Raw genomic sequence first — 13,608 nt, 5'->3', positions numbered from 1 at the left:
AAAAATTAAATTTATTTTATTGATATATCTTACTCTAATTGGTATCTCTTTCTAATATAGGTCACAAAACCTTTAGTAAGATACTCTTTAGGTAACTTTTTAACTGTTGTAGTTTTTTCAATAAACTCTTTTTCGCTACCATCTATTGTGTCATCAATAAGAATATCACCACTTGGCGATATTCTTATTATATTTTTATCAAACCATATATGATGGTTATTACATAGCCATAAACCATTTTCTCCATCTATTGCCCATTCTAGCTTTTGGTCAAAGTTACTTAATTTATCATTTTTAATTTCTGCTATAGGCCATATATGAGCTCCTTGTATTGATTCAGGTACAATACAATCACATAAAGCACATTTTTTTTCACCAAACTTATTAAGTAAATTATATAAATATCGTGGCGACCTCAAGCTATTGGTTTCATCAAATACTTTTTTCTCAAGTGTCATATCAGTTGGAATAATATTAATTACACCCATTTTCTCTATAGTTTTTCTTGTTCTTTTTGGTAATTCTTTTAAATCTTGTTCTAAAACCTCGTATAAAGTAACAGTTTGCTTTTTTGAAGCTAATTTTGATAAGGCATAACAAATCATCGCTGATTCATATTTACTTGCACCATAAGTTTTTCCATATATATCCACAGAGAATTTGGTGCTTTTTGTAACATAGGTGGAATTATTAGATTTATTTTTACCTTTATTGCTCTTTCTAGTATGAATTATATCATCAATCGAATTAAATGGTATAATATCATTATCTAATACATCATCATTAATAAATTCAAAACCTATTGTGCTCATTAATCTATACATAAACAAATGATAATCTGTCTCGTAATTTCCTTCTGACTCTAAAAAATAATAATATAAGTGTTTATTTTTTATTTTACTATTATAAAATAAATTAAATGCAGTTGGAACACTTTGAACACTTGAATTACGACCATTTATTCCTGATTCTGAAAAAGATATATAATTAACGTAATCATCATATAACAAAATAGCTATTCTCCCTTTATTATATCCCTTCTCCTGAAACTCATCTTCGTAATCATTATCTACAAATTGTATAGTATATTTACTTTTACTGGTTAGTTTTGTACATATCTCTTTTAATACTTGTTCTGTTAAATCATCGCTAAAATATTTCCCTGTTTGTTTTGATTTTTGAAGATTTTTCTTTATTATGAAATGTGGTATTTTTTTATTTATCATAATTTATAATTAGCACTTCCTTTCTCCTACTTCCTGATATACCTAATATTTCTCCTAGTTCTATAACTTTATAACCTCTATTAGATATCCATGATTCTAATTCAGAATTTTTTTTACCATTATGTTCTAATACATATGATAACATAAATGGTATCCCATTAGAATTTAATTTATCTGCAAATACACACATTTCTTTTTCTAATTTATCATCCCATCCATTAAATCCTCTTTTTCCATCATTGTATGACCCAGTTGTTAATTTATATGGTGGGTCCATATACACGAAAGTTTCACTATCTATGTATTCATATAAACTAGTATATTCTTGGCTTTTAAAAATATATTTATTCTCTTTGATTTTTCTTGAAAAACTTATCATTTTTTCTAATATTTTATCATTAAACCAACGTACGCCTACTGGGTTATTGAATTCATGCTTACTGTTAAAACGAATTTGTTGTTGAAATCCATACAGTATAATCGTAAATAATAATTTTGAATCACGTTTTTCTTTAGGTAATGAATTATAATAATTACGTGCTTCTATATATGCTTCTTTATTTCCTTTCTCTAATTGGAATTTTTTTATTATTTTTTTAATATACTGCAAATATTTATATGTATCATATTCACTAAAAGACCTTATAATTCCTTCTACTAAATAATTTATATCATTATACATTACTATTTGGGTATCAAAATTTATTCCTACGTTAAATCCGCCACCAAACATATCTATAAGTTTATTAAATTTAAAATTAGGGACATTTGCTTTAATTTCTTTAATAATTCTAGCTTTACTACCTGTATAATTAAGCGGAGATTCATATACTACTTCATTTACAGGTTTTTTTTCAATATAAAATAAATACTCAAAATGTTCATTAAATTTCTTTGATTTCCAATTTTGATATTTCTTATAGGATATTTTTCTACATTCATATGTATCTGGCTTTCCATACCTTTTCATACTTGCTTCAATGAAGTCTTTTGACATAAATCCATCAACACTATAACTTAATATTATATATTTTGCTTTTGTTTTTGCTAATATTTTATCAAATAATATATTAACCTTATATTCTTTTGACCAATCTGAACGCATTGGAGCTGTACTTCTTGAACCAGTTACTTTACTAATTGTAGGTGAATCATCTTTCACAAGAGTTTCCAAAAGATGATATTGAGTTCCATACTGGTTTTGAGTATAAGGTGGGTCCATGTATAAAATATCACACTCAACATCTTCAATTATATTCTCAATCTTATCATTAAATGAAATTAATGATTTAGCATCTATGCCTTTAATATCTACTTTCTCAAATACTATATTTTTTTTAGCTCTACTATCCCATTTTTTTAAATATGCCCCATATACACCTGCTGTATTAGATACTTTTGATACCGATTCAATTAGACATGCTAATAAATAACAATACTCATCATATGTTAATAAGTCCTTTTCCTTCCACAACTCTATTGTTTTTCTAAAATAATCTATACGTGCAGCATTCTCTGCTGTAAAATACATTCTCTCTGAACCTCCAGGAGAATAATTATTATAAATAAATCCATATTCACATTCATTATTTGAATTAAAATATTCGATTGGATTAAAACCTAACTTCTCAAAATTGCACTTATTTGAATTAATTCTTCCCCTTGTATATATTACTGACCATTCTAGATTATCGTTTATTATAACATCATAATAATTTTTAAATGAATCTGCTACAGTTCCTGTACCACAAAATGCATCAAAAAAACGTAAATTATTATCTAATATATCTTTATCCTCTAATAACTTTTTAATTTCATGTATAATAGACTCTTTATTGCCTAAATATCTCATTTAATTCACATCCTAACTAATTAGAATTAACATCTAATTTTTGTATTATATCATACTATAGTTACTATTATCAATTTCTCTCAAATTATAAATCTTACATGTACATTGCATAGTTCCATCTTGTATTTGTTATACATTTTATTTCTTATAACTTTATCTTTCATAATGAAAGGACTAAGTATACCTTTATTAGTTTTACTTAATCCTTTACTCTCAAAACCAAATATCCAATTTTAGTAAAAACCTCAATTATTTATGGTACGGTTCATTCTTCATTATTCTAAATGCTCTGTAAATCTGCTCTAACAACATTACCCTAAACAATTGATGAGGGAATGTCATCTTAGAGAAGCATACCTTATAATTAGCCCTTTTAATTATCTCCTTAGATAATCCCAAACTCCCCCCTATAACAAAAGCTATGTTAGAATTTCCCATAACCCCTTGAGTCTCAATAAACTTTGAGAACTCCTCTGAGGTCATTTGTTTAGCATTTAAATCCATCGCTACAACAAACATATTATCCTTTATTTTAGATAAAATAAGTTGACCTTCCTTATCCTTTATCTGTAACCCTTCCTTTTCAGATGCATTATCAGGAGTTTTTTCATCAGGCAACTCTATAATATCAATCTTACAATACCTCGTTAACCTTTTAGAATATTCATCAATTGCTTGCTTTAAATACCTTTCTTTTAATTTCCCTACAGATATAATCGTTATGTTCATAATCTTTTCCTCCTAAGTTATCTAAATATTTATAAACTTAATTTTTAATATTAATTCCTATACATTAACTTTTATAACTATCAACATCAATTATAGTTGTATCTTTTCCTATATAAGTATTTTTAGGAATAAATACTCTTAAAATATCATTTTTAAAAACAGCCCTTATATTTTCGCTATCAGCATTTCCTACATAATAATCCTCTTCTATATCTCCACCAGACTGTATTACTGCCATAGTTATATTTTTATTATTAGTATAAAACATATTCCTTTTTACCTTAATAGTTATATAATTATTTTCATACTCTAAATCAATATTTTCCTTTTTAACCCCTGGAAGATAACAATCTAAAGTATATGCCCTTTTATGCTCCTTAAAATTAATATTAACCGCAGACATATTATCTATTTCATTAATTAAGTCATTCATAAAATCGCTATTTACAAATTTATCAACTATATTGTCTATAATATCTAAACTACTAGATATAGAATTAAAAGTAGTTGAAAATATATATGGAAATATATTAAACATATAATCCTCCATTTTAACATTACTAACTACTTATAATTTATTTATAAACAAAGTCATTTGACACTAGATTAACTATATTTTTAATTAATCATCAAAAAAAGAGCCTTGAAATCAAAGCTCTTTTAATTAAAAAATTATTTTCCACAACATTTTTTATACTTTTTACCACTTCCACATGGGCAAACATCGTTTCTACCAATCTTGTTTTCATTTCTTACGCTACAAGATTCTCTGTATGCCTTTTGTATTTCTTTTCTCTTTTCTGGTGAGAATATTGCATCCCATTGTGGTAACATATATAAATATTCAGCCTTAGCTTCTAACATATTAAAATATAACTTTTCTAAGTTTATATCTAATACAATTTCATCAGTAGCTGTTAAAGCTTCTAAATCATAAGAATTATTTAAACTATCATTGATTCCATCAACAAATCCCATTATAAATTCTTCTGAAGTTTCATATTTTTTTGCAAAATCAGAAATAGTAGTTTTTATGGTTTCTTTGCTATTAGCTAATAAATCTCTATATATACTAGTTTCTATTTTAGTATACTCATTCCAAAAAGCAGCTTCTCCCTTTGTCTTAACGTATTCTACGACCATATCTGTCCATTGTTTATATAAACTCATATCCATGTCTCCTCTTTCTTTTCTTACGATTGTATAAAAATTATACTAAATATTATGTATCTTTTTCAACATATATTATTGTATCATTTTTACTTCATATTTAGCTCCTTTATTGCAGTAACTACATTTCTTTTCTAAAACTTCATTTATTACAGGAAATGTTTCTTTTTCATTTATAACTTCATCCATTGCTTCGTCTATATGTTCTTCACAAGCATATATAAATTCCATACTAATCACCTTCTAATTTTTAAATAAAAACTTATAAGGTTATAACCTTACTAGGATTATGCCTATTGGCCATACTTAAAAACACATCAGAACCAACATTAATATTATTAGCAGTTAATATATCACTAACCGTTAAATGTGCAAGTTCAGGAGTATTATTAGTATTACTTAAATGTCCTAAAACAATATTTTTTCTTAAACCATTTTTTAATATCTTAACAATAGCTTCTCCACAATCCTCATTAGATAAATGTCCATGGCTCTCTTTTATCCTTTGTTTTAAGTTATATGGATAAGGTCCCATATCCAACATTTGAGGATTGTAGTTGCTTTCTATTAAAATAACTTCAGAATTTTTTATGTTGTCTTCAATCTCTTTGGTAAAAGTACCAAAATCAGTTGCAATACTAACCATTTTCCCTTCTAAATTAATATTATATCCAACTGGAGATGCAGCATCGTGAGGAATGATAAAAGATTTTATATCAATATCTTTTACTGTAACAGTACTTCTTCTGTCCATTACCTTTATATTGTGCTCCTTTATCTTTCCAATAATACCTTCCATAGCAACCCAAGTATCATGGGGTGCATAAATTGGAATATCATATTTTCTAGATAAGACTCCTACACCTTTAATATGGTCTATATGCTCATGTGTTATAAAAATTCCATCTATATCACTTGGATTTTGCCCAATTTGTTTCAATGCTTCATCTATTTTCTTTCCAGGTAATCCAGCATCTATTAATATTTTAGCTTTTTCAGAACCTACAAAAGCACTATTTCCACTACTTCCACTATATAATGAGCAAAATTTCATTTAATATTCCCCCAAGTTTATTTTACTACTCTTCTTATGTCCGCTCCTAATGCTCTAAACTTATCTTCAATATGAGGATATCCTCTGTCAATATGCTCAATTTCAGATATTTCAGTTTCTCCATTAGCAACTAATCCAGCTATAACCATTGCTGCTCCAGCTCTTAAGTCTGTAGATGTTACCTTTGTACCGTTTAATCCCCTAACACCATCTATTATAGCTGTTCTACCTTCAACTTTAATTTCAGCACCCATTTTCCTTAATTCATCTGTGTGCTTATGTCTATTTTCCCATATACTTTCAGCAATTAAGCTTCTTCCTTCTGTAATGCTTAATAAAGTTGACATAGGTTGTTGTACATCTGTTGGGAATCCAGGATAAGGTGCAGTTTTTACACTTACTCCTCTTAATGGTTTATCAACAGTTACTCTTACGCTATCATCACCTTCTTCAACTATAGCACCCATCTCTATAAGCTTTGCTGAAATCGATTCTAAATGTTTTGGAATTACATTTTTTATAGTTATATCTCCCTTTGTAGCTGCAGCAGCTATCATAAATGTACCTGCTTCTATTTGGTCTGGTATAACACTATAATTACATCCAAATAATTTTTTAACACCTTTAACTCTTATAACATCTGTTCCAGCACCCTTTACGTCTGCTCCCATAGTATTTAAGAAATTAGCAACATCAACTACATGAGGTTCTTTTGCTACATTTTCTAACACTGTTGTTCCTTCAGCCATAGCTGCTGCAATCATGACATTTATTGTTGCACCTACAGAAACTACATCAAAGAATATATTAGCAGCATGTAATTCTTCTGCTTCAACACTTACAGCACCATGTTCTATAGTTACTTTAGCTCCTAAAGCTTCAAAACCTTTTATGTGTTGGTCTATTGGTCTTACACCTATAGGGCATCCCCCTGGTAATTCCACTCTAGCCTTTTTAAATCTAGTTAATAATGCACCAATGAAATAATATGATGCTCTCATTCTTCTTACATCTTCAGTACAAGCATTTACAGTTGTAATATCTGAAGCGTCTATTTCTAAAGTATTGTTATTTATTTTGTTTACTCTACAACCTAAACTAATTAGTATTCTTTCTAGGCAATGTACATCTTCTATATCTGGTATATTATCAATAATACATTTACCTTCAGCAGCTAAAATTGCTGCTGGCAAAATAGCAACAGCTGCGTTTTTTGCTCCGTTAATTTCTACAGAACCTTGCAATACTTTGCCTCCATTAATAATTAATGTTTCCATCCTATTCACCCTTATCCAAATTTATATATATTAATCTATCCTATAATAAAAAAAATATCCATTTTTTGTCGCATAAGACATTATTTATTTACTTGTCTTACAAATTTTTGGTCAACACTGTTAATTATAACATAAAGTATGTAGGAGTTAATAGCGTTTTTTTCTTCCAAAATTCCTTATTTTTTAAGTTTATTATAAGATATTGTTGAAATATACAAATTGTCAATTCAAACTTATATATGATATAATTTAATATAAAATCAGTATACAAAATTTAACTTGCGAGGTTATAACATGAAATATTATTTGGTAGCATTATTTGATGATGTATCTTATAAAAATTTAAGTCCAATTCAAAAAAGTTTATCAAAAAAATATAAAGGAAATAGAAATTCACCAATTCCTTATATTCCATTAGAAATAATAGAAAATCCTAATTTAGATAAACTTAATATTGTTATAGATAAAATATTAAAACCATATAAAAATTTTAAAATAGAGCTGTCATCAACTGTAAGTGTTTGCAACTCAAATAAAACTCTCAATTTAAAAATTGAAAATATCGGGTATATAAAAAAATTAGATAGATTAATAGGGGATAATCTTAAAATGTATGGGTTTAACTTAAAGGATAATAATAATGATCTTCACCTTTCTTTAGCTAATATAAATTATATTAATAAAGACAATAAAAAAGTAGATATGGAAATTGAGTATAAGCCTAACATTTCAACATTAAAAGTCAATAGATTAGAACTTTGGAAAATCTCAAACAATAGAAGAGAAACATTAATTCAAACTTATCCTTTAAAAACAATTTAATATTTTTTTAGATAAAAAGAGCTCTAGAATTTTTAGTTGCTCTTTTTTATGTTGAAATTTGTAAAAATAAAATTTAAAACTTTATTTTATGTATCCGTTTTCAAGGCTTTTCAATATATAATTATTTTTGTAAAATAATTATATTAATCCTAGTAAACGCGGAGGTCGCTTATGAATATTTTACCAATAGTGGAATTACAAAAAGAAAGAAAACATGAAATTTTAATTAATCAAAATCTCTCACAATATAAACTTTGGGCAAGAAAACACCTTGAATTACAAGTTAAATTAAGTTCATTAGCAGAAGAAACTAAGTGTTATGAATACTGGATAGATGATGGGTTAACTTTGAGTAAAGAAACTGTGTTTATTAAATATGCAGATTTTCTTACACGCGTAATTAATCTAGGTATCGACAAGCATTATATTAATAGTTATGAAGTAGTGCTTAGACCAAATGATTACTGTTTAAGCGATCAATTTTTAAATCTATACATAGATATAAACGATTTAATAATATCACCTTCTAATGACCACTTTTTCACATTACTTGAAGATGTATTAAGTTTAGGTATCACTTTAGGTTATTCAGAAGAGGAAATTTTTAATTCATTCGTATATTAATTATTTAAGTATTAAGATTTTTGATATAAATCTTAATACTTTTTTTATAATATATTTAATTTATATTACATTAACAAAAAGCTTTTAATTCATATACTATAGTAATGTGAATAATTTTAGGAGTTTTTTATGTTTTCTTCAACTAAAAAACTAGATCCTAATCTTAAAGGTCTTTTAGCATCTAGTGGTATTAAAAAATATAGAATTTTAATAAAATATAGAAATTTTCCTGATTCAATTTCCAAAAAAATAAACTCCTATAGAGGCATTATTATAAGAAAAATTGAATCATGTAATATAATATGTGCTCAAATAAAAGCTAAATCAATAGAACTATTATTAGAATATCCAGAAGTTCAATATATTTGTTTAGATCAATACCTTTCCCTATGTGGAATGAGTATACCTACAGCTAATAAGGTTAGAATTTCAAACAAACTTCCTATATATGGGCGTGGTATTGGTGTTGGCGTTATTGATTCTGGTGTATATCCTCATGGAGATTTAACTTATCCAATCAATAGAATAAGTACATTTGTTGATTTAATAAATGATATTCCATATCCATATGACGATAATGGTCATGGAACATGTACCTGTGGAATAATTGCTGGTAATGGATTAGCTTCAAATAAAATATATACTGGTGTTGCTCCTGAAGTTAATATTCATTGCTTTAAAGCATTTGATAAGCTAGGAAAAGGCTATGTTTCTGATGTTTTATTTGCACTTGAAGGATTAATTAATATGAGTGAAAGTTATAACATTAAAGTTATATGTTTACCTTTTGAAACTCTTTATTATAGTAAATTTATTTTCACACAATTTGATATATTGTTAAAAAAGGCAAGACTTAATTCAATAGTTTGTGTATTGCCAAGTGGTAGTAATAAAAATATAGATGGCTCAATTACAGGTATAGCATTAAGCACCAATTGCATTACTGTATCAGGTATAGACACAACTTCATCAGAAATAAGGTCCTATGCATATTCATCCTGTGGTGCAATAAAAAATGATAAGAAACCTGATTTTTGTGCAGCATGTGTTGATATTATGTCATTAAACTCTAATCCATCTTATATATCATACAAAAACAATACCAAAATTCATGCCCCTAAATTAAATACTTCGTATAAAAGTTTTACTGGTACATCCATAGCTGCTGCATATATCTCTGGCTTATGCGCTCTTTTATTTGAAAAATATCCAAACTTTACCTTTGAAGATATTTTATCTATATTAAAAGTAGCTTCAGTTCCACTAGATATACCTAAAAATCAACAAGGTGAAGGTAAAATAGATATAAATAAAATTTTAAAAGAATAAAAGAAACACTATTAATAGTGTTTCTTTTATTCTTTTATATATTTTATTGGGTCTACTGGTTGATTATCTACTCTAAGTTCAAAATGCAGATGTGGTCCTGTACTATTTCCTGTGCTTCCAATAGCCCCTATAATATCATCTTGATTTACAACATCGCCTACATTAACATATATCTCACTTAAATGAGCATAATATGTTTTCATATTATTTCCATGTTGTATTATTATTAAATTTCCATATCCTCCATTATTATATCCTGCATTAATTACAGTGCCCCCTAATGCGGCATTTACACTATCCCCTAAATTTTTAGCAATATCTATTCCCTTATGAACTGACTTAGCCCTAACCTCTCCAAAATACGAACTTAAATATCCTCCCTTACTTGGATTAGATAAAAATGCTATTCCATCATAATAAGGATTTTTAGTTCCTACCTTTAATACAGTATTAACAACTGGTTCAATATTTTCTATTCTAACAATATTTTCTGTACCTTTATTCAATCCATCATAAACTATTTCCTTATGAACTAAATTAATACCCCTTACCCCTTGAACTGTTTCAGTACTTCCTATATATAAGTCGCTACATTCTTCCATAACTGTTTCTGGCTCAATAAATTCAGATTCAGTTAAATCTATTTTAAATTCTAAGTCAGATAAACTTTCATTTATCACAGATGCACCATATACTTCTTTTGCAACCTCTCCACTTAATTTTAAATTTGCTAGTCTATTTTTTTCTATATCAGAATTAATTGTTCCATTTACTTCTATCGAAGTAATGTTATTAATATTAATATCTAATTCATTTATATATGAATTACATATTTCTTCTAATAATGAATATTTATTTTCAACTAATTCTGTAAGACCAATAGTATTATCAACTAAATTTATTAAATGCCCCTTTAAATTTATATTAAAAATATTATTAGAGTTAAATACATAAGTAGCATTTAACTTATTATTTTCTTCACTTTCCTTATTTAATAATTTATCACTTATAACTACTTTATTTTCTTCTAATTTAGCTGTATTTAAGCTTGCATAAACATTATTACATGGAATTATAATTAAAGTTATAACCATAACTCTCGAAGTTACTTTTACTACCTTTCTCCATATACCTTTGTTATTCTGCTCATTTAAATCCATTACTTGTTACTCCTCCTAACCTATTTTTTTAAGCACATCACTTAATTTACCCTAAATAATACATACTATACATATTTATTATTAAATTGTTATATTGAGGGTTTAGAATGGCTTTGCTATAATTAATTTACATGTATAGTATTAAAAAATTTTTCTAATACTTAAAGTTGTTTACATTAGTTAGTTTCAGTTTAATAAATAAAAACTTAGAGTCTAACTTAAGAAAGGTCGAAAAATAATATGAGCACTTTTATGCTAAAAAATAATTCATTAAATTTTACTCCAGTAAGCAATGTATTTATTGAAAAATATATGCCAAATGCTCGTGGAGAATTTATAAAGGTTTATTTATTGATGCTTAAATATAATAGCACAGGAGAACTTGGAGTAAGCTCTTCAATTTTAGCATCATCTCTAAACTTATTAGAATCAGATATAATAAATGCTTTAAATTATTGGAATGACGAAGGTGTATTAAAATTTATTCCAATAGATAAAATGGGAAACTACAATATAGAGTTTATAGATTTAGTAGAGGATTCTAATACTAAAAATAAAGAAGTAAACTTATTAGAGGCCCTAAACAAAACTTCTACTAAAGATATGCTAAATGATATCGAAATCTTATTAGGTAGACCTCTGTCCCCTACAGAAATGACAACTTATTTAGGTTGGCAAGAAGATTTTAATTTTTCATCTGAATTAATACTAATCTTACTTGAATATTGTGTTTCAAAAGGAAAAAGTGACTATAGATATATTGAAAAAGTAGCCATTGCTTGGCACAATATGAACATAACAACTATTGATGATGCACAAAATTACATAAAGAAAACTGAAGATAAGTGGGTTAAAATTCGCCATATATTAAATTACTTAGGAATAAAAAATACAGATTTAATGAAACCGCAAGAAGAAATGTTAGAGAAATGGATTATTGATTATGCCTTTCCGCTAGAGGTAATTGAAAAGGCTTGTAATATTTGTTTTCAACGTTTAAACAGATCAGATTTTAAATATATTGATGGAATTTTATCTAGTTGGAATAAAAATAAATTAAAAACATTAGCTGATATAGAGAAAAAGGAAGCTAATTATAAAAATAATCAATTTAATAGAAACTTTACTTCTAAACAACCAGAAGTTAATCCACTTAAATTTAATAACTTTGAGGCTCGTGAATACGACTATGATTCATTAGAAAAGAAATTGTTAGGATGGGATAAAGATGATTAAAGGCTATCAAGCAGAGCTTATGAATATGTATGAAAAAATTCGTACAGAAGAAAACCATAAACTAGCACAAAGGCGCGAAGAAATAAAAAATAAATATCCAGAAATATTAGAAATAGATACTACAATACAAAAACTATGCTTAAATTTATCTATGGCTGCTTTAAAAGGAATTAATAATCCTAAAGATTTAGATAATATTAAAGATGCTATTACTGATTTAAGGGCCAAAAAATATGAAATGCTAGTATCTCATGGATATAGTCCTGAATACTTAAATTTGCATTATAATTGTGCAAAATGTAAAGACACAGGCTTTATAGGAATTGAAAAGTGTTCCTGTTTTAAATCAAAGCTAGTTAAACTTTATTATAAAGATTCAGAGCTAGAAGAAGCAGTTAAAACTAATAATTTTAAAAACTTTAATATAGACTTATATCCAAATCGTAAATTAAATGATGAAAGATATACACCACGAAAAAATATTGAAGATATTTTAGATTATATAACAAGAGAATATTTACCTACATTTAAAAATAGTAATACTAATCTTTTATTTTATGGTAATTCAGGAACTGGAAAAACATTTTTATCTTGGTGTATTGCAAAAGAATTACTAGATAGAGGTTTTTTGGTTGTTTATAAAACTGCTGATGATCTTCTAAGAGCATTGAAGGATATAAAATTTAACAATGATACTGATTTAGAAAATTTACTTATTAATTGCGATTTATTAATAATAGATGATTTAGGCTCTGAACAAATAACCGATTTTTCATCTACAGAATTATTCACATTAATTAATAAAAAAATATTAAAAAATAAAAAGATGCTGATTTCTACTAATCTTACACTACCACTTATATCTAAAAGATATAGTGAAAGAATTTCTTCAAGAATAATTGGTGAATTTAAATTGTTTAAATTCTTTGCAGAAGATATTAGAATACAGCTTAATTTAAAAAGACAAAGATAAAAGTATAAATAAAAATTGTCGGCGTAAGCCGACTTTTTTTATTTTAATTTATTCTATATAATATTCTATATAATAAAAAAACTCCACAATCGCGGAGTTTTTGGAGCTTCATGTCGGAGTCGAACCAACAACCTGCTGATTACAAGTCAGCTGCTC

Annotated in this window: 14 protein-coding genes; 5 read left to right on the top strand and 9 right to left on the bottom strand. The window is 26.7% G+C overall.

What is annotated here, in order from left to right; all coding sequences use genetic code 11:
• Positions 1-29: 29 nt before the first annotated feature.
• The 8 genes from QZ321_RS10205 to QZ321_RS10170 form a co-directional block, all read right to left on the bottom strand.
• Positions 30-1,226 (bottom strand): HNH endonuclease, encoded by a 1,197-nt coding sequence (locus tag QZ321_RS10205; protein WP_291747887.1) that lies wholly within the window; start codon positions 1,224-1,226, stop codon positions 30-32.
• Positions 1,216-3,078: a DNA adenine methylase gene (locus QZ321_RS10200; RefSeq protein WP_291747884.1), complete on the bottom strand. Its 1,863-nt coding sequence runs from the start codon at positions 3,076-3,078 to the stop codon at positions 1,216-1,218. The genes QZ321_RS10205 and QZ321_RS10200 overlap by 11 nt, the downstream gene beginning before the upstream one ends.
• A gap of 249 nt (positions 3,079-3,327) precedes the next feature.
• Positions 3,328-3,807: a 23S rRNA (pseudouridine(1915)-N(3))-methyltransferase RlmH gene (rlmH, locus tag QZ321_RS10195; RefSeq protein ID WP_291747881.1), complete on the bottom strand. Its 480-nt coding sequence runs from the start codon at positions 3,805-3,807 to the stop codon at positions 3,328-3,330.
• A 64-nt stretch (positions 3,808-3,871) separates the two neighbouring features.
• Positions 3,872-4,345, bottom strand: a complete 474-nt coding sequence (locus QZ321_RS10190; RefSeq protein ID WP_291747878.1) for an Hsp20 family protein — start codon at positions 4,343-4,345, stop codon at positions 3,872-3,874.
• Between the two features lie 134 nt (positions 4,346-4,479).
• Complete coding sequence (locus QZ321_RS10185) at positions 4,480-4,977, bottom strand: SEC-C metal-binding domain-containing protein (protein ID WP_291747874.1); 498 nt, start codon at positions 4,975-4,977, stop codon at positions 4,480-4,482.
• 75 nt (positions 4,978-5,052) lie between these two features.
• Positions 5,053-5,208, bottom strand: coding sequence for a CxxH/CxxC protein (locus tag QZ321_RS10180; RefSeq protein ID WP_291747871.1), 156 nt, complete (start codon positions 5,206-5,208; stop codon positions 5,053-5,055).
• Between the two features lie 31 nt (positions 5,209-5,239).
• The gene (locus tag QZ321_RS10175) at positions 5,240-6,031 is read right to left on the bottom strand and encodes an MBL fold metallo-hydrolase (protein WP_291747869.1); all 792 of its coding nucleotides are present in this window, start codon (positions 6,029-6,031) and stop codon (positions 5,240-5,242) included.
• Positions 6,032-6,048: 17 nt separating this feature from the next.
• A complete protein-coding gene (locus QZ321_RS10170; RefSeq protein WP_291747867.1) occupies positions 6,049-7,308 on the bottom strand; it encodes a UDP-N-acetylglucosamine 1-carboxyvinyltransferase in 1,260 nt (419 codons plus the stop codon).
• Between the two features lie 294 nt (positions 7,309-7,602).
• Between QZ321_RS10170 and QZ321_RS10165 the strand changes: the two genes are divergently transcribed.
• The 3 genes from QZ321_RS10165 to QZ321_RS10155 all read left to right on the top strand — a co-directional run bounded on the left by QZ321_RS10165 (position 7,603) and on the right by QZ321_RS10155 (position 10,083).
• The gene (locus QZ321_RS10165; protein ID WP_291747864.1) at positions 7,603-8,130 is read left to right on the top strand and encodes a hypothetical protein; all 528 of its coding nucleotides are present in this window, start codon (positions 7,603-7,605) and stop codon (positions 8,128-8,130) included.
• A gap of 171 nt (positions 8,131-8,301) precedes the next feature.
• Positions 8,302-8,754, top strand: a complete 453-nt coding sequence (locus QZ321_RS10160; protein ID WP_291743082.1) for a dUTP diphosphatase — start codon at positions 8,302-8,304, stop codon at positions 8,752-8,754.
• A 129-nt stretch (positions 8,755-8,883) separates the two neighbouring features.
• A complete protein-coding gene (locus tag QZ321_RS10155) occupies positions 8,884-10,083 on the top strand; it encodes a S8 family serine peptidase (RefSeq protein WP_291747862.1) in 1,200 nt (399 codons plus the stop codon).
• A 26-nt stretch (positions 10,084-10,109) separates the two neighbouring features.
• Here the strand turns inward: QZ321_RS10155 and QZ321_RS10150 are convergent, their stop codons facing one another.
• Positions 10,110-11,243 (bottom strand): M23 family metallopeptidase, encoded by a 1,134-nt coding sequence (locus tag QZ321_RS10150; protein WP_291747859.1) that lies wholly within the window; start codon positions 11,241-11,243, stop codon positions 10,110-10,112.
• A gap of 240 nt (positions 11,244-11,483) precedes the next feature.
• Between QZ321_RS10150 and QZ321_RS10145 the strand changes: the two genes are divergently transcribed.
• Both QZ321_RS10145 and QZ321_RS10140 read left to right on the top strand, forming a co-directional pair.
• Positions 11,484-12,479, top strand: coding sequence for a DnaD domain protein (locus tag QZ321_RS10145; protein ID WP_291744259.1), 996 nt, complete (start codon positions 11,484-11,486; stop codon positions 12,477-12,479).
• Complete coding sequence (locus QZ321_RS10140; RefSeq protein WP_291747857.1) at positions 12,472-13,452, top strand: ATP-binding protein; 981 nt, start codon at positions 12,472-12,474, stop codon at positions 13,450-13,452. The genes QZ321_RS10145 and QZ321_RS10140 overlap by 8 nt, the downstream gene beginning before the upstream one ends.
• Positions 13,453-13,608 lie beyond the last annotated feature (156 nt).

The sequence above is a fragment of the uncultured Clostridium sp. genome (assembly GCF_910588715.1).
Lineage (GTDB): Bacteria > Bacillota > Clostridia > Clostridiales > Clostridiaceae > Clostridium.
Note: the sequence above shows the minus strand (reverse complement) of the source record. Positions and strands in the feature narration are given on the sequence as shown.

Coding starts and splice junctions, on each gene's coding strand:
- QZ321_RS10155 (WP_291747862.1), top strand. CDS start 8,884: ATGTTTTCTTCAACTAAAAAACTAGATCCTAATCTTAAAGGTCTTTTA.
- QZ321_RS10170 (WP_291747867.1), bottom strand. CDS start 7,308: ATGGAAACATTAATTATTAATGGAGGCAAAGTATTGCAAGGTTCTGTA.
- QZ321_RS10205 (WP_291747887.1), bottom strand. CDS start 1,226: ATGATAAATAAAAAAATACCACATTTCATAATAAAGAAAAATCTTCAA.
- QZ321_RS10165 (WP_291747864.1), top strand. CDS start 7,603: ATGAAATATTATTTGGTAGCATTATTTGATGATGTATCTTATAAAAAT.
- QZ321_RS10185 (WP_291747874.1), bottom strand. CDS start 4,977: ATGAGTTTATATAAACAATGGACAGATATGGTCGTAGAATACGTTAAG.
- QZ321_RS10140 (WP_291747857.1), top strand. CDS start 12,472: ATGATTAAAGGCTATCAAGCAGAGCTTATGAATATGTATGAAAAAATT.
- QZ321_RS10175 (WP_291747869.1), bottom strand. CDS start 6,031: ATGAAATTTTGCTCATTATATAGTGGAAGTAGTGGAAATAGTGCTTTT.
- QZ321_RS10200 (WP_291747884.1), bottom strand. CDS start 3,078: ATGAGATATTTAGGCAATAAAGAGTCTATTATACATGAAATTAAAAAG.
- QZ321_RS10145 (WP_291744259.1), top strand. CDS start 11,484: ATGAGCACTTTTATGCTAAAAAATAATTCATTAAATTTTACTCCAGTA.
- QZ321_RS10180 (WP_291747871.1), bottom strand. CDS start 5,208: ATGGAATTTATATATGCTTGTGAAGAACATATAGACGAAGCAATGGAT.
- rlmH (WP_291747881.1), bottom strand. CDS start 3,807: ATGAACATAACGATTATATCTGTAGGGAAATTAAAAGAAAGGTATTTA.
- QZ321_RS10150 (WP_291747859.1), bottom strand. CDS start 11,243: ATGGATTTAAATGAGCAGAATAACAAAGGTATATGGAGAAAGGTAGTA.
- QZ321_RS10190 (WP_291747878.1), bottom strand. CDS start 4,345: ATGTTTAATATATTTCCATATATATTTTCAACTACTTTTAATTCTATA.
- QZ321_RS10160 (WP_291743082.1), top strand. CDS start 8,302: ATGAATATTTTACCAATAGTGGAATTACAAAAAGAAAGAAAACATGAA.